The 16,173-nt window shown below is 38.0% G+C and carries 14 protein-coding genes and 1 pseudogene; 10 read left to right on the top strand and 5 right to left on the bottom strand.

Annotated elements, in window-relative coordinates:
- Positions 1-3 precede the first annotated feature (3 nt).
- Together BQ5338_RS02570 and BQ5338_RS02575 are read right to left on the bottom strand one after the other, a co-directional pair.
- Positions 4-3,483: a SusC/RagA family TonB-linked outer membrane protein gene (locus tag BQ5338_RS02570; protein WP_235816361.1), complete on the bottom strand. Its 3,480-nt coding sequence runs from the start codon at positions 3,481-3,483 to the stop codon at positions 4-6.
- A 91-nt stretch (positions 3,484-3,574) separates the two neighbouring features.
- On the bottom strand, positions 3,575-4,702 hold the full coding sequence (locus tag BQ5338_RS02575; protein ID WP_071145250.1) for a FecR family protein: 1,128 nt from the start codon (positions 4,700-4,702) through the stop codon (positions 3,575-3,577).
- Between the two features lie 275 nt (positions 4,703-4,977).
- On the opposite strand from BQ5338_RS02575, the gene BQ5338_RS02580 reads away from it, so the two are divergent.
- The 6 genes from BQ5338_RS02580 to BQ5338_RS02605 all read left to right on the top strand — a co-directional run bounded on the left by BQ5338_RS02580 (position 4,978) and on the right by BQ5338_RS02605 (position 9,545).
- Positions 4,978-5,580 (top strand): RNA polymerase sigma factor, encoded by a 603-nt coding sequence (locus BQ5338_RS02580; RefSeq protein ID WP_071145251.1) that lies wholly within the window; start codon positions 4,978-4,980, stop codon positions 5,578-5,580.
- Between the two features lie 164 nt (positions 5,581-5,744).
- On the top strand, positions 5,745-6,593 hold the full coding sequence (locus BQ5338_RS02585; RefSeq protein WP_071145252.1) for an endonuclease/exonuclease/phosphatase family protein: 849 nt from the start codon (positions 5,745-5,747) through the stop codon (positions 6,591-6,593).
- 63 nt (positions 6,594-6,656) lie between these two features.
- Positions 6,657-7,145, top strand: coding sequence for a hypothetical protein (locus tag BQ5338_RS02590; RefSeq protein WP_139265158.1), 489 nt, complete (start codon positions 6,657-6,659; stop codon positions 7,143-7,145).
- A gap of 243 nt (positions 7,146-7,388) precedes the next feature.
- Positions 7,389-7,865, top strand: a complete 477-nt coding sequence (locus BQ5338_RS17165) for a hypothetical protein (RefSeq protein ID WP_071145254.1) — start codon at positions 7,389-7,391, stop codon at positions 7,863-7,865.
- Between the two features lie 188 nt (positions 7,866-8,053).
- Complete coding sequence (locus BQ5338_RS02600; RefSeq protein WP_071145255.1) at positions 8,054-8,740, top strand: uracil-DNA glycosylase family protein; 687 nt, start codon at positions 8,054-8,056, stop codon at positions 8,738-8,740.
- Between the two features lie 22 nt (positions 8,741-8,762).
- Positions 8,763-9,545 (top strand): hypothetical protein, encoded by a 783-nt coding sequence (locus tag BQ5338_RS02605; protein ID WP_071145256.1) that lies wholly within the window; start codon positions 8,763-8,765, stop codon positions 9,543-9,545.
- A gap of 207 nt (positions 9,546-9,752) precedes the next feature.
- Here the strand turns inward: BQ5338_RS02605 and map are convergent, their stop codons facing one another.
- Complete coding sequence (gene map / locus BQ5338_RS02610; RefSeq protein WP_071145257.1) at positions 9,753-10,514, bottom strand: type I methionyl aminopeptidase; 762 nt, start codon at positions 10,512-10,514, stop codon at positions 9,753-9,755.
- A gap of 105 nt (positions 10,515-10,619) precedes the next feature.
- Between map and BQ5338_RS02615 the strand changes: the two genes are divergently transcribed.
- Positions 10,620-11,444 carry a helix-turn-helix domain-containing protein gene (locus BQ5338_RS02615; RefSeq protein ID WP_071145258.1) on the top strand — a complete coding sequence of 275 codons (825 nt, stop codon included), beginning with the start codon at positions 10,620-10,622 and terminating at the stop codon, positions 11,442-11,444.
- A gap of 69 nt (positions 11,445-11,513) precedes the next feature.
- Here the strand turns inward: BQ5338_RS02615 and BQ5338_RS02620 are convergent, their stop codons facing one another.
- Positions 11,514-12,035, bottom strand: a complete 522-nt coding sequence (locus BQ5338_RS02620; RefSeq protein WP_394331119.1) for a mechanosensitive ion channel family protein — start codon at positions 12,033-12,035, stop codon at positions 11,514-11,516.
- Between the two features lie 6 nt (positions 12,036-12,041).
- Positions 12,042-12,203 (bottom strand): annotated as a pseudogene (locus BQ5338_RS17170) (mechanosensitive ion channel protein MscS); the annotation flags it as partial.
- Positions 12,204-13,215: 1,012 nt separating this feature from the next.
- On the opposite strand from BQ5338_RS17170, the gene BQ5338_RS02625 reads away from it, so the two are divergent.
- The 3 genes from BQ5338_RS02625 to BQ5338_RS02635 all read left to right on the top strand — a co-directional run bounded on the left by BQ5338_RS02625 (position 13,216) and on the right by BQ5338_RS02635 (position 15,980).
- Positions 13,216-13,671: a universal stress protein gene (locus BQ5338_RS02625; protein ID WP_071145259.1), complete on the top strand. Its 456-nt coding sequence runs from the start codon at positions 13,216-13,218 to the stop codon at positions 13,669-13,671.
- 133 nt (positions 13,672-13,804) lie between these two features.
- Positions 13,805-14,563 (top strand): PRC-barrel domain-containing protein, encoded by a 759-nt coding sequence (locus BQ5338_RS02630; protein WP_071145260.1) that lies wholly within the window; start codon positions 13,805-13,807, stop codon positions 14,561-14,563.
- A gap of 121 nt (positions 14,564-14,684) precedes the next feature.
- Complete coding sequence (locus tag BQ5338_RS02635; protein ID WP_071145261.1) at positions 14,685-15,980, top strand: APC family permease; 1,296 nt, start codon at positions 14,685-14,687, stop codon at positions 15,978-15,980.
- Positions 15,981-16,173 lie beyond the last annotated feature (193 nt).

Consider the following 16,173-nt stretch of genomic DNA (forward strand, 5'->3'; position numbering starts at 1 on the left):
TGTTTATAAAGTAATATTAATATTGAAACCAAAACTCTTGGTAGATGGAGTTGCCATCGTCTCGATGCCTTTCAACTGTCCATCGTATGAAGCCACTTCAGGGTCTATGTTAGGTACATCCGTCCACAAGAACAGGTTACGTCCATAAGCCGAAAGTGACACATTCTGAAACGGTGTGGCACTCAACCATTTACGAGGAAGCTTGTAACCCAACTTCAATTCGCGAAGTTTAATGTATGAAGCATCAAATGTAGCAATCATGTCATTATCATAATAAGCCTTTACGTACTGACGCACTGGTACAGCAATCGTGTTCTTCAGTCCGGTGTTCACATCAATACCGTCGGCCACTATTGTACCTGCTCCATTTTCATCACGTAGCGCAAGTGATTCTTTCAGCGTACCGGCACGCATTCCTTCAATGTATGTTCTGGAGTAAACCGATCCACCTTCCTGAATGCCCAGCAGTGCACTAAATGACCAGTTCTTATACTTTAGCTCTGTGCCCAGACCTCCTGTCCAGTCAGGATTCACGTTGCCCAGTAACCCCCAGTCACCATTCTCTTCCATCGGCAAACCGTTTTTGAGTTGCAGTTGCCCATCTTTATAGATGAGGTAGTCACCATAAAGAGAACCATACGAACCATCTCCCTTTGTATTCGAAGTACGGAGTTCCAACGAAGCCCAACGTTCTATCTGACGAATACGCGTGATACCTTGATCTTCCGCCAGACTCACCACTTTATTTTTGTTCTTTGAGAAATTGAACGTTACATCCCAGCGGAAATCTTCTGTACGAACAGGGGTCACATTTACCATCAGTTCAAGACCTTTGTTGGTCATCTTGCCCACGTTCATCAATTTCGTGTCATATCCTCCCGAAGGATTAAGAGTGATGGGGATAATCAAATCGGTTGTGGTACTGTTGTAGTAAGTTACGTCCACCGAAAGCCTGTTATCAAAAAAGCGGAAGTCGCCACCAAACTCATAAGACACCACCTTCTCCGGTTTGATGTTAGAGTTAGGATAATTATTATTCGCTGTAGCCACAGAGTTACCACCCCATCCTTGAGAAATAATATAGTTGGCACTGGTCTGATAAGGTTCCAGGTCACGTCTCACCATTGAGGTACTGGTTCTTAGTTTAACGAACGAAACTGCTTTGCTCTTCATAACAGGGAACAAATCGGTAAGCACTGCACTTAGTGAAGCCGAAGGATAGAAATAAGAATTATTTTCTTTAGGCAAAGCACTAGAGTAATCGTATCGTCCGGTCAGGTCGAGAAACAAACCATTCTTGTAGCTGAACTGCGTAGTGCCATACCAACTGTTTACCTTTTTGCGGGTAAGCGTATTACCACCAATCAGTGGTTTGGCATTGTTGCTAAGGTTATATACATTCGGGATGGTCAGCTCAGGAGCAATAGCCCCCAGTCTACGAGATGTTTGGCTCATCAAGTTACCACCAAACGAAACATTCATGCCAAACTCAGGAATGAACTCTGCCGGCAATTTGTAAGTCAGCAAAAAGTCGTTATTCGTCTCCAAAAAGTTAATATCATCCTCCTGATAATACCCATTAAAGTACGAAGCCGATGTGTTGGCATGCCTCATAGTACGCTTATCCGAGTAGAAATCAAGGCCAGAACGCAGTTGCAGAGACAATCCCTTTAACAGTTCCAAAGTAACCTTTGCACTACCATACACACGATCACGCGTATTACCATTCAAGTTGTTATACGCTACAAAATACGGATTGTTTAAGCCTGTAAACGTATTGTTTCCGATAGGTGTGTTTTGAGCAATTCCCTCATAACCCGATTTCCATTGCTGTTTCAGCGAATTAAGACTCACATTGCGCGGCATATATAGAAAGATCTTCATGATGTTATCCTCATTCTTCGCTCCTGTGCTGGCACGGTTATCACTATTAGTATGCACATAGTTCATTGTTGCATCCACACGTACACCCGGCATTATTTGGTAACCGGAATTCAGTCCAATCGTATTCTTCGTCAAATCGGTATTGGGTACAATACCCTTTTGTTGGCTATTGGTGTAGGAGAAACGATAATTCAGTTTATCACTCACATTACTCAACGTAACATTGTTGCTGATAGTATGTCCCACCTGCAAAAAGTCTTTTAACTGATTGCCTTGTGATACAAAAGGTGTGGCAGTACGCACGCCCAACTTATCCAGAGGAGAGTCAAACTGTGTAATCAGTTGTCCGTTGAGTGCAGGACCCCAGTTAGCCAACTCCTTATCGTTTACGCCTCCACCGGCACCATCCACATACGCATATTTCCCTTCAAGACCTTGTCCAAATGAGTTTTGGAATTCCGGTAAACGCAAAGGTGTTTCAAAAGAGATACCCGAGTTGACAGAGATGCCCAATCCTTTTTGTCCTTTGCCCGATTTCGTCGTAATCAAAATCACCCCATTGGCAGCACGCGCACCATAAAGTGCCGATGCGTTAGGGCCTTTCAATACTGTCACACTTTCGATATCCTCCTGATTAACTTCGGAAGCTGCATTGCTATAATCCACCTCATTCTCTCCGGAAGTAAAGTTCGGATTGTTATAATCTTGTCTACCGCTAAAGCTGCGGGTTGACTGCTCGTTGTTGTTACTAATGGGCACCCCGTCTACCACAAATAGAGGAGAGTTGTTATAGTTGTATCCACCCACAAAGTTTTGCCCTCTTATCTGGATAGACGATGAAGCACCGATGCCACCCGAAGAGCTCGTAACTTGCACGCCGGCAATCTTATTACTCAACGCATTCACAAAGTTGGTTTCGTGCGATTCCTGAATAGCACTACCATCTATTTTCTGAACAGAATATCCCAACGATTTTGTTTCCCGGCTGATACCAAGTGCTGTTACCACCACTTCATTCAGCATCTTTGTGTTCTCCTGAAGAGTGATTTTATCATTGCCTGTCAGGCGGATACTTCTGGTGACATATCCCACAAAGGAAACATCGACCACTCCGTCTGCCCCTTTCAACAGAAGAGAGAAATGTCCGTCTATGTCCGTTACCGTTCCGTTATTAGTGCCTTTTTCTATCACAGTAACCCCTATCATTGGTTCACCCGTAGCGGTAGTCACCGTTCCGCTCACCTTTCTGGCTACAGGTTTAGAAGCCACAGCATTACTGCTCTTCCTACTTTCTACAATCACATAAGAATTATCCGAAAGCTTATGATAAGAGAAACCAGTAGTTGAGAGAGTATTAGCCAGAGCAATCTCTACCGTAGTGTTGTTCCTCTCGTTTATAGGCGTCACCTCAACCGACTTTGTTTTGCTTTCATCATACGTTATATCTACCCGATACTTCTTTGCTATTTTGTTGATGCATGTATTAAATGCCTCTTTTTTCCCGTCCGTTAATCCCTCCGCATGGCAAGGCATCAACAATAGTACTCCTGCCAAGAGCAGAATCGTCCTTAAGCTTATTTGCTTATTTTTATTTTTCATTCCTGTTCTTTTTACTCGTTTATAACTGACTTGTTTTTCTATATTCCTATGTACGATGCGCATCTAGTACATAGTTTTTTCTTTTCTATACTTATATATTATTCACCGATAGTACAATCCTGTTATTTTCTATTTTATACTTCGCACCAAACAAGGCACAAATTCTGTTCATTACATTGTCTATCGTTACATCTTCATAGTTGAATGTTGAGGTGATCCTCGAGTCCTCGCGTAGCGCATCATGTTCTATCACCAACACCTTGTCGAAATACTGCCTTAATCGCAGCCTCAACTCGGCAACAGAAGCATTGTGAAGCACCAGCTTTCCTGTACGCCATGCCGTTACATCCGCAGCATTCACATTCTTCAATTCATGTTTACCGGTGCGAGAGTTGTAAATCAACTGCATGCCCGGTGTGAGCACTGCAAGTAGTTCTCCGCTCTGAGAGTTGGCCACCTCCACACGCCCTGTGCTCACCGTTACCTGCTTATCTTCTATCTCTTCATAAGACATTACTTCGAAAGACGTTCCACGTACAGTTACATTCAGCCCCTGCGTAGTGATAATAAAAGGTTTCTTGGGATTCTTAGCCACATGAAAGAAAACTTGCCCCTCCATTGTCACCGGACGTGTTTCTCCGCCAAAACTCTTTGCGATCTTCAACTCGCTGTCCCTATTCATATCAGCCACAGTACCATCCTCAAGCGTATAACTGTTAATGCTGTTAGTAGCAGTATATCTTGCTTTTACCTCTGCAACCACCCCGTCCATCGCCTTATTGCTATTTTCATAGAGGTATAATGAACCTCCGAGCAAAATCGTTATCAGTGCAATAGCGGCCGCATATCCCATCCACACAGGGCGGTGAACAGATACTTTCCTCTCATTACGCTCCGTCTTTTTCAACTCCTCTTCATACGCCCTACGGTAATCTTCCTCCGAGCAAGAAGCCTCAGCTTCGGGTAGTAATGCACAATCCAGATGCAATCTGCCTGCTATCCTGCTCCACATCGCCTGCGCTTCCTGCTCTTCCTTCTCCATATCTATATTCTCTAGAGGAAAATCCTTTTTCAGCTTATTAATAAGGTAAGGACTAAATTTCTTTGCAATCTTCATTTCACGCTCCGTAGCCTTCCCGGCCAGAGATCGGTAATAAATAGTTGAAAGCTCTTTTAAATACTTTTTCTTCTCTTTCTGAGTGAAGTTCATTCTCATCATACCTTATTATATAGTTCTATGTTCCAAATTACATTCTATCAATCATTCCACCCGAAGCTCATGAATGGTTCGCACTTCTATTTCAATAAGTAGCAATCCTTTCAGTCCTCGTTCACTCAATAAGTGCACTTAGCCTCGTTAAAATCCCTTAAAAAGCAATGACATTCTTGTTACGTTTTCAAAAGAAAATGAAAGGTCAGAATAAACCTGTTTATTCACATAAACGTCACAAAAATGGAATAGAGTATCAAGTAGATTCCATCTAAATTTGCTCAATGAAATTAGATCAACCTACAATGAAGACAGATCAAGCCTTATTAGATAAGATTGAAAAGAAGGATGAGCAGGCATTTAGCCTGTTCTATAAGCGCCATGCCACCTTCATTGCCAAACGAATCAGAATATTGGCAAGAGATGAAGAAAATGCCAACGACATCATACAAGAATTCTGGTTGCGTTTTTGGGAAAAACCAAGCGTAATAAAGACCAACGACAAAGGAATGTCATTCAATTTTCTCTATAGCTTTCTCTTCACTTTCGTATTGCTCATGCAGCGCACCCATGCAAAGCACGAAGACAGAACGGTTAGTCTGGAAGAATTGAGTATGCTTCCGGATACCTATCAATACTCACACGTATTAGAAGAAGTAGAGTTGGATGAACTCAAGAAGTTTATAGACAGCCTCATTGACGATCTCTCACCTACCGATCATGTTATTTACGACATGTATCAGCAAAATCAACCATTCGAGCAAATAGCCCAAAAGGTTGCTCTTTCTGAAGACAGAGTACGCAATCTTTTCACCCGAATAACCCAGACTTTGCGGAAAGAGATTAAAGAAAAGTACCTCTCGTCTCTTCACCTATTCTTATTTTGACCCGATACATATAGAACAGAGAGAGAAGTTTGCCCTAAATGAAATATTATCTTCACACTTTTTCTTTATAGCAATATCAAAAAAACTTTAATTTAAATTATGTAGCTGTATTTGATAAAGAAAACAAAGTATTTTGTTTTCTTTATCCCAAAAATAGATAAAAAATGAAGAAACAAATTTTCCTTTTATTACTCACCCTCATGACCCTTTCTGGTCTGAGGGCACAGAGTCGACCGAACGCTCCGATCAATGTTCTCAGCTTCAACCTGCGCATGGATACCCCAGCTGATAAAGAGAATGCCTGGCCCAACCGCAAAGAAATGGTTAGCGAACTCCTTCAGTTTCATGAAGCCGACATCATTGGTACCCAGGAAGGTTTTCAACACCAACTACAAGACATTGCCTCCAATGGTACCTACGCCTTCGTTGGTGTAGGTCGTGACGATGGCAAAGAAGCGGGTGAGCACTCTGCCATCTTCTATCGGAAAGATCGCTTTACCGTACTCAGCAAAGGCAACTTTTGGCTTTCTCAAACACCGGAACAACCCTCCTACGGTTGGGATGCTAAGATTCGTCGCATCTGCAGTTGGGCACAACTTCGTGATCAACGAACAGGTAAGACTTTTTACTGCTTCAATGTACATTACGACCACCAAGCACCTATTGCCCGTCTCGAATCGTCCAAACTCCTGCTTGCTCGCATCAAGAGTATCGCCGGAAAATCGCCCGCTATTTGCACCGGTGATTTCAATGCCATCCCCACAGATGAGCCCATCGCCTATATTCTCAAAGACGGTTCCATCAAAGACAGCCGTTCACTTAGCACCACCCCACCCTACGGCCCTCAAGGAACCTTTCAGGGCTTCAAAACAGACGCTCCCATGCAAAACCGTATAGACTATGTCTTCGTCACACCCGGCATACAAATTCTAAAATACGGAGTCTTGACAGATATTCGCTATGGCCGTTTTCCTTCCGATCACTGCCCCGTGCTCGTTAAGCTCAAACTGTAAACTAATGATATTCTAATTGGATAGTATTCTTTTTGTCTAACTTATAATTAAAAACGTATGAAAATGAAACATTTATTTTTGGTCATCACTTTTCTTAGTTCTTATTCATTGGCTTTCTCTCAAGTATATAAATTAGAGACAGTTTTTGAAAATAAAATGAATGAAACCTATTTATCTTATTGGGATCAACTTGAAAACGTAGACGATAATGCACCTCAATACTTTTCCTTATGGGGCTATCAGACATATGATGAATCAACACCGTCAACTCCCTACGAAGTTGAATATTTCAAAGGTAATCCTAAAGAGATGCATACTTTTTTAGAAGGTATTAAGAATTTTGCGGAAAAATACAGCGATCAGGATAAAATCGTAACATTCATTTCAAACGTAAAGGTCAAGACGATCAGATACAAATTCTTTAATTTAAATTATGCAGCTGTATTTGATAAAGAAAATAAAGTCGTTTGTTTCTTTACCCCAAAACAATGGAGTGCTATTCTTGATAATTTTACTCTGTTCTGTCAGGATAAAAACATCAAATTGGATTAAGCTTATCAGTAAGATAAACCTCTAAGCAGAAATAGTTTTTAAGCAGAGTGTAGCGAATTAGCTAAAACAGCGTTCGTTATGCTCTTTTTTAAATTATATTGAAATAAGCAGAAAAATCATATTTAAGAAAAAAAGGCAGGAGTTCCGTTACCATTCCATTGCCATAATGTGACGGATAAAACACAGTGCTATTTAGTTCCTATTCAGCGAATTGCTTAGATTTTTATACCATCCGATAAGTCAATGATAACTAATTCTGCAACCAGAAAAAAAAACAATCTTGCCATCGACCGCATCCGTGTGGATGTAAATCGTCGTTATCGAGAGCTGATGCAAACGGACGGCTGTGCTACCACGATTAAACTGAAAACCTCCTATCTCCGAATTGGGATAAAAAAGAAAACTCTATTGAAATTAGTTGAACAGTACAACACAAAATTTGAGAAGAGAGTAGGCTATAGCCGTGCACAAGGTATTTTTGCCCGCTATCGTACAGTTGCAAGTACATTCAGAAGTTTCTCAATATACACCAATATATCCAATAGAAAGAGACAAGATACCTATTTGCAGATATTTAAAAAAGATATAGACAAGCCCAACAAACTAAAACCATTCATCAACCGCAAAAACATCTTCGACTGGTCCAAACAAAAATATCAAGAGCTCAGACCCTTTGCACGAGCGCATATCAAACCTCCGACAAAGCCCGAAACAAATTAAATTAAAGCATTTAAGCGATAGTTGAATAAATTTTTAGCAGATTTTCGCTAAATTTGGAGGCGAAATTAAAAAAATAAGTTCACCAAACTTATTGAGTGCAGGAAAACAAAAAATCTCAATACTTTAATATGCAGTTGGATCCCAAAATAGTCTCCTAGCAATTTTCGAAAAAATAACAACCAATATAAATGAAAACATTAGAGGCGTTAAAAAATAAATGCACTGCAATTTCTAAACAAATTGAACAAATCGGATTAGATAACAACAGCCATTTTGTTATAGATGGTATAATTGATCCTGAAAAATATCTTAATGCACGATATCGTATTTTGTGGGTATTGAAGGAAGCAAATTCAGAAACCGATTCATGGAGCTATCCAAAAAAATTCAAAAATAAAGAATGGTTGTATCGGTACGGAAAGAGTATCCCGACATTAAGAAGAATAATTTATACAACTTATGGCATTTTGAAGGATTGTGAATGGAGCGAAATTCCAGATGCAAACAATGAAAAATCTTTTGAACCATTACAAGAAATTGCAATTATAAACATTAAGAAAATACCAGGAGGTAGTAATTCTAATAACAATGAGATACAAAAAGCCTATTATGATAATCAAGAATTATTAAAACAGCAAATTGAGGCATACAATCCGAATATTGTAATATTTGGAAATACATTACAATATTTTTTCAAATCAGATTTCGACGGATTAGAAAATACAGAAAAGCAATATACAGAGTACGGAAATGCTTTTCATGACACAGGAGATAAATTATATATTCATACTTGGCATCCTGCAGCTAGAGGAACAAAATTCACAGATAAAGATTATGTTATGGATATTGTAAATCTTGTAAGGAATTGGAGATAATAGAACATAGCTAGGCAATAAAATGAGTTATTTTACAGCATTGAATATTAGTCACCGTTTATTTGAACGGCTTAAAACGGAAAATCCAGCTTGGTGGCGATTTGTAAAAGACAATATCAAGATAGGAGATTTTTATGTGGATATACGTAAGGACAACTCCTTAAATATTTATTATAATGGAGGTGCTTTGCTTAAGATCACGTCGTCCAAAAACAAAATTAATTGTAGAATACACGAGTATTATTTGGGTAAAACGGGTTCGAGATATGTTGAATATGATCCGAATCGCCTACCCGATGATGCAAATACAATAAAGGCAAGAATAGCATCACGTTATAGCAACACTTCGGAAAACGGTATCAAAGCAAAGCTTATTTGCGACCCCAATACAAAATATATTGACTCTGAATTTGCTTATCTAACAACCCGTATTGATTTGACCAAACTTGAGAATGATAATATTATATTCGTAGAATTAAAGCGTATAGAGGACGGCAGGCTTCTTACTAATAAATATGAAAAGGGAGAGCCTAAGATACTATCTCAAATGAGAGCGTATCGTCAATTCGTAAACACACATAAGCAAGAGATAATCGACTATTACAAAATACTTTTTACAATTAAACATAGTCTTGGAATATTGCCTCAAAGCTTATCGAGCATAGAAAATATAGATAACTATGGACTTAGTGAAGATGTCGAGCTATACATAGAACCCTATTCTTTGCTAACGGCCAAACGAGAAAAGAGAATTGAAGCTATTAAAACGATTCTCAATAAGAACAATGTCATCCACAATCTATGAGAATTATCATCTACAAAGGTATTAATCAAATCGAAGGTCGGACTCTACAGACTCTCCATAAGAGGGGTATTTATCAAATAAAAAAAACGCATACTTTAAGCAAGGATAATCTGCGTTAAAACTTTTATGGCTGACCTATAGACATTTATAAACTATCATTTATGAGTCTAACTGTCAATAGTTGAAAATGCAAGATGCTTCTCGTGCCTATTCGATCTTGTTTCTTCCCGTTAAAATGATTGGCTTGCCGGAAGTTACGATAATAGTATGCTCGTGCTGCACACAGTACCCGCCTTTATTACCAGTCAAAGTCCATCCATCAGGCTCAGTATTAACCAAAGTCGAGTCGGTTGTTAAGAATGTTTCGATAGCCACCACCATATTCATTTGAAACCGCCTTCTATCGTATCTGTCGTAGTAGTTCAGAATGCAGTCAGGTTCTTCATGTAACTTTCTGCCAACGCCGTGCCCTCCAAGGTTTTTAATTACTTTATATCCATTGCTCTTAGCTACTTTATCAATGATTCGTCCGACTTCCGAAATCCTTGCTCCTCCTTTTATGTACGAGATTGCCTCATTCAATGCAAGGATGGAGGTGTCCACTAACTTTTGTTGGTTATTAATATCTTGACCCAAAACAAAAGAGGCTCCATTATCTGAATAGAATCCATTTAGGCTGGCTGAAACATCAATATTGACTAAGTCGCCTTCTTTGAGTACTTTTTTATGCGAAGGTATTCCATGTGCCATCTCGTTATTAACACTAATGCAAGTCCAACCGGGGAATCCATACGTCGAAAAAGGAGCAGATTGCGCCCCGTAACTTTCAAGAATCAGTTTCCCGTAATCATCCAATTCCTTAGTTGTCATTCCAACTTTTGTAAACTCTTTCATTTTCTTGAGGGTCATAGCTACAGCTTGGCTCGCTTTATAGATTCCCTCTTGCTCCATACGATTATTTATAATCATACTCGATAAATTTTATTCCACAAAGTTATGTCTTTAAATGCTTCATTCATAGTATAAATTAGACAGAAAGAAAGCTGAATATAATATTTTACGTACCTTTGCACCATGCCGATCAATCATCTGAAAAAAATATTTAAATCTGTCGAAGGAAATCCGAATAGTGAAAGGATAACTCCGTCTGAAAATGTAAAAAGCTACGTTGAAGGCTTTTATGTTTTCTCGTGTAATGATATAGAAGAGAACCAGTTAGTTTTTAATGATGGATTACCGACTATCATCTTTCTTCCATCGACTACTGACCACATTAATATCCATAACAACGGTTCTTTGATTACATTTCAGACAGCATGGATTAATGGCGGAATCATGAAAAACATTTATATAAATGATCTCAACAAGGTTGAGTCTGTTTTAGTAGTGCGATTTAAGCCCTATGCATTCTATGATATTTTTAATTTGCCTACTCACTTCTTTAGAAATAAATGCGTGGCCTCACTTGCCGATATTAATTTTGACCCGTTTGTGCTTAACAAAATCTATTCTGAAAAACAAGATAGTAACAGAATAAGGCAGATAGAATCTTACATAGAGCAAATAGCCTTTGCTTCTAAACGAAATGCTTTATTTGATTCAGCCATGGAATATATAAGTACAATGAAAGGACAAACAACCGTATCACATGTAGCTCATCAAATAGGGGTAAACTATAAATGGCTGGAACGTAGTTTTCTAAACTGCCTGGGCATATCTCCCAAAGAATACATACTGCTTCAACGTTTTATCTTTGCATACATCAACTTCACAGACAGTAAAGAGAAGGATTTGATAGAAGTAGCCCTCTCAAGTGGTTTTTATGACTATAACCATTTTCTAAAAGAATTCAAATCCTATACCGGAAAAACTCCACTTGAATACATTTCCAATCTCTAAATATCTAACCTTACTACGCACTCAATATTCTTATCAACGTATCCTGGAGGGCTATTTTGAATATTGCAATTACGAATTAGGCGACATATGCACCACCCGTTGCGGGAAAGGAATACTGATATTGTGTTGGCGGAATTTGTAGAACAAATCGTGACGGATCTGACTCTTTATATTCTCAACTCGAAATACATTCTCACACCAAAAGTAAACGGTAAAAAGCAAAGAGGAGTCGCCAAAATCATTGAATCGCACAAATGGCGCAGGCACATTGAGCACACCTTCTTGTTGCTCGCAGACCTCTTTCATCACCTTCATCACCAAGTCTATATCTGAGGAATAATCAACACCTACACTTACCTCGAAACGCGACGAAGAGATAGAATGTGTCCAGTTTATTAGCTCATTTTTAGTTAGAAGCGTATTGGGTAGAAGGATAAACTTATCATCGCGAGTCAGGACAAGCGTGGTACGAAGATTTATTTCTCTGACCTCACACACCAAACCGTTTATATCAATCACATCATTTACTTTTATAGATGAATCGATGAGTATGATGATGCCCGAAACAAAGTCGCTGAAAAGGTTCTGCAATCCAAGCCCCACACCTACCAGAAGGGCCGCAGAACCTGCTAGTATAATCTTGAGGTTGAAGCCAAAAAGTTGCAGTATCCACCCAAATGTAATGATTGTAATGATGTATCGAACAAGATTATTGATAGAATATTTCTTACCAAGGTCTAAATGCTTTGATCTGTAGATTGCTTTTTTTTATAAAGTACATTACAAGGAACATTCCGGCGATAATAGCCAGTAACTCTATCACAGTCAAGACCTTAACATCTGAGGTTTTAGTCAATCTTATAATTGAATAATTTAATATTTCATCAAAATCGTTCATTTCTTTCATAAATCGCATAAATAAACTCTAATATAAAGAGAATCTTTTTAAGTAAACTTATGTGTTCCTTATTTCTTAAGCCGTTTAACATAAGGTAACACTTAAACTCATTTATGCGGCAGGTAGTAAAATGCAGTATCTCAATCAACTTATTTCACAATTAATTTACAGTAAGGAAAGCATATAAGTTCACCGTGGTGAAGTAGTTAATTCACCACGGTGATCTAGTTAGTTCAGCACGCTGAATTAACTACTTCACCAAACCCCATCCAGAAGGCCTGTAGAGCCGGTTATTAATATCAACAAAACAACAGAGAAACATTGAAGAGAAAAGACGCAATATCCTCCCACTGAATCGCTAAATAAGAAATGAATCTATGATTATTCAAGAAAGACTTCGATGTTTCAGAAAAAGACTTAAGTGTTTTCAAAAAACATAATAGAGTAGAGATAACTCGTATTGAGACTTGTATCAAAATGTCAGGAAATGAACAAATAGATGCAAGCACATGTTACCTATACAAGTGCACGTTACAGTCAGTTTAAAATAAAATTCTATAATTGAATAAAACAAATTATTGTTATTTTCTGAATTAGAAAGTCAGGCAAATACTCTTTTCTTATCAATGACAAACAGCGCTAATACGTAATGGATTAATTATGTTTAAGCTAAATCTCCATACATAAATAATCCTCCCCCTGTGGTCATTCTTTTCCTATTTGAATGTTGAATCATGCAACTATTCCCGATAATCATAAAACAGACTGAAAGTCTTGAATTTTGCTTTTCCTGATGAGATAGATGCATAAAGCACAAAATATCAGTTCTCTGAAAATTCAGTTTAAACCAAAATAATTAAAAAATAAACAAGTATGAAAACAATTAAAAATGAAAAAATATTGATTGCATTAGATTATGATGAGACATCGCAAAAAGTGGCAGAACAAGGTTTTGCAATGGCAAAAGCCATGAACGCAAAAATAATCTTATTGCATGTTGTTTTTGAACAACCGATATATTATTCATCCTATATGTATATGCGTGAATTGAGGGTTGATGTAAAGGATGATTTCAAAAAAATAGCACAAGAATTTTTAGATAAAACAAAGAAAAATCTTGGTGATGAATCGATTGAAACGATCTTAAATGAAGGCGAAATTGCTGAAACAATATTAAATACAGCAAAAGAAATGGAAGTAGATATTATTGTCATGGGATCGCACAGCCGAAAATGGTTGGAAAACATCATTTTAGGAAGTGACGCGGAAGATGTTTTAAAGAAAACAACTATACCACTTTTTATCATTCCAGTAAAAAAACAAGATTGACTTTATTCTTAAAATAAAGACTTTACAGATTGGATTCGTTTCATAATTTTTATCCGAGTGGTCCTTTTTTAGGCCTTTAGAATGATAAGAGAATGATACCAAATTATAAATTAAAAGAGAGAGGGAAATAATTATGTTAATTAGCGCAAAAACACTGAATGGCTATAAATTGAATAGCCTCGATGGGGAAATAGGAAAAGCTAAAGAGTTCTATTTCGATGATAAATATTGGACAATTCGTTATTTGGTTGCTGATACGGGAGGCTGGCTTACAGGCAGGAAGGTATTGATATCTCCGTATTCACTGGCAGGAGTGAATAAAGAGACTGAACACATTGACGTCAATTTGACCAAAAAGCAAATCGAAGACAGTCCCTTATTAGAAAGTGATAAACCTGTTTCATTACAATTCGAGGAATCCTACTATGGGTATTATGGATCGCCTATCTATTGGGCAGGCTCATATATGTGGGGATATTATCCTTACATCTTAATGGAGCATGAAAAATGGGAAAAATCGCCTAAAGAGGAGAAAACGTGGGATCCTCATTTACGGAGTACTTATAATGTAGATGGTTATAGCATCCAAGCCAACAATGGCGAAATTGGCCATGTAGAGGATTTTATTATTAATGATGAGACCTGGGAAATTGTATATTTAGTCATTGATACAAAGAATTGGTGGCCAGGAAAGAAGGTGTTGGTTTCACCACGATGGATGGAGCAGGTTAGTTTCGATGAATCGAAATTAGTAGTTAACCTTTCTCGCGAGGTTATCAAACAGGCACCGGAATATGTTGAGGAATCTTTGCTAACTAGAGAATATGAGGCCAAACTACATGAATATTATAATCAAAAGGGATATTGGGCTAATGAAACGATTGCCGAATAGCATTCTCATTGAAAAGAACTTTGGCACTAGCTCAAAGTTTAGCTAGGTATGTTCTCAGCAAAGGTAATGTGTTTCTATTGCCTGATTAAATTTAGTATATTTGAAAAAGTTTCCGAAATAAATGAATAAGAAAATAGGGCTAAAGGCCGCAATGGCCATCGGAATTGGCGGAATGGTTGGAGGTGGCATTTTTGCTGTTTTAGGGCTGGCTGTTTCCTTAGCAAGAGGAGGAACCCCGATTGCCTTTTTACTAGCAGGTATTTTAGCATTGATAACGTCCTATAGTTATGTAAAACTATCTCTTGCTTTTCCTGATAGAGGAGGAACCGTTAAGTTTGTCAACCAAGGTTTTGGCAAATCGGTTTTTAGCGGGGGTATAAACAACTTACTTTGGTTAAGTTATATCATCATGTTGTCACTTTATGCTTCTGCCTTTGGTTCTTATGCACCCAACTTGTTCCATATCTTTAACAGTGACACAGTCAGTTTTCATGTCTATGCAAGTGGGATCATTATTATTGCCACAGCCTTAAATTACTATAGCCTTAAGATTGTTGGAAAAATTGAGACTTATGCTGTAGTTATTAAACTTGTAATTTTGCTTGCATTCGTAGTCATTGGCATTTATGGTTTGTTTGGGAATCCGAACTTGACCCAACTGTCACCCCAAAATTGGGAGAGCCCCATCAATCTTATTACAGGTGGGATGGTGATTTTTGTGGCTTATGAAGGATTTGAGCTGATAGCAAATGCAGTTCCTGACATTGAAAACCCAAAAAAGAATGTTCCCAAAGCGTATTATTATTCTGTTATTTTTGTGATTCTTCTTTATATCATCATCGCTGCTGTAACGATAGGATCTTTACCCTTCAATAAAATAGCCACTGCACAAGATTATGTATTGGCAGAAGCTGCAAAACCGATGATCGGAAAAATTGGTTTTACGATTATAAGCATTGCCGCTCTAATCTCAACCTTCTCGGCAATCAATGCTTCTTTGTATGGGGGAAGTCGTGTGAGTTACGAGATTGCTGATGATGATGAACTTCCACACCAGTTGACTTTTCTGCTCTGGAATCACCCTGTTGGACTAATGATAACAGCCGTCCTGACTTTGCTTCTTGTTAATGTAGTGAATCTTGAAAGCATTTCTACAGCTGGCAGCGTTGGTTTTATCTTAATTTTCACATCAGTGAATTTTATAGGCTTTAAATTATCAAAAACTATCAATGGAAATAAAATGATTCCTTTAATCGGTTTTATATTAGGATTAGCTGCATTAGTAATCTTGATTGTACAACAGTATTCATCAAACCGATTAGGAGTCATTTTAGCGATTTCAACAATCCTGGTTTGCTTTATTAGCGAATATATCTATAAAATCACTACTGTCCGGCTAAGATTTCCAAAGAAATAATCAACTGTCACCAGGTTACTTAGCTCTAATATTGAGATTTTTTAGCGATAGCAAGCAACTTAGAAGCTATTTAGCGGAAATGATTAACACTCAAATTTATAAAGTCAGTTCAATTATTAATTGTAACTTTGCACAACTCCAAAGAAGTATACAAACAATGTTAAGAAAATAACCTTATATTAATATCTATTTT

The sequence above is a fragment of the Bacteroides ihuae genome (genome assembly GCF_900104585.1).
Lineage (GTDB): Bacteria > Bacteroidota > Bacteroidia > Bacteroidales > Bacteroidaceae > Bacteroides > Bacteroides ihuae.

Coding starts and splice junctions, on each gene's coding strand:
- BQ5338_RS02605 (WP_071145256.1), top strand. CDS start 8,763: ATGAGTTATTTTACAGCATTGAATATTAGTCACCGTTTATTTGAACGG.
- BQ5338_RS02575 (WP_071145250.1), bottom strand. CDS start 4,702: ATGATGAGAATGAACTTCACTCAGAAAGAGAAGAAAAAGTATTTAAAA.
- map (WP_071145257.1), bottom strand. CDS start 10,514: ATGATTATAAATAATCGTATGGAGCAAGAGGGAATCTATAAAGCGAGC.
- BQ5338_RS02630 (WP_071145260.1), top strand. CDS start 13,805: ATGTTAATTAGCGCAAAAACACTGAATGGCTATAAATTGAATAGCCTC.
- BQ5338_RS02570 (WP_235816361.1), bottom strand. CDS start 3,483: ATGAAAAATAAAAATAAGCAAATAAGCTTAAGGACGATTCTGCTCTTG.
- BQ5338_RS02585 (WP_071145252.1), top strand. CDS start 5,745: ATGAAGAAACAAATTTTCCTTTTATTACTCACCCTCATGACCCTTTCT.
- BQ5338_RS02580 (WP_071145251.1), top strand. CDS start 4,978: ATGAAATTAGATCAACCTACAATGAAGACAGATCAAGCCTTATTAGAT.
- BQ5338_RS02590 (WP_139265158.1), top strand. CDS start 6,657: ATGAAACATTTATTTTTGGTCATCACTTTTCTTAGTTCTTATTCATTG.
- BQ5338_RS02615 (WP_071145258.1), top strand. CDS start 10,620: ATGCCGATCAATCATCTGAAAAAAATATTTAAATCTGTCGAAGGAAAT.
- BQ5338_RS02625 (WP_071145259.1), top strand. CDS start 13,216: ATGAAAACAATTAAAAATGAAAAAATATTGATTGCATTAGATTATGAT.
- BQ5338_RS17165 (WP_071145254.1), top strand. CDS start 7,389: ATGATAACTAATTCTGCAACCAGAAAAAAAAACAATCTTGCCATCGAC.
- BQ5338_RS02635 (WP_071145261.1), top strand. CDS start 14,685: ATGAATAAGAAAATAGGGCTAAAGGCCGCAATGGCCATCGGAATTGGC.
- BQ5338_RS02600 (WP_071145255.1), top strand. CDS start 8,054: ATGAAAACATTAGAGGCGTTAAAAAATAAATGCACTGCAATTTCTAAA.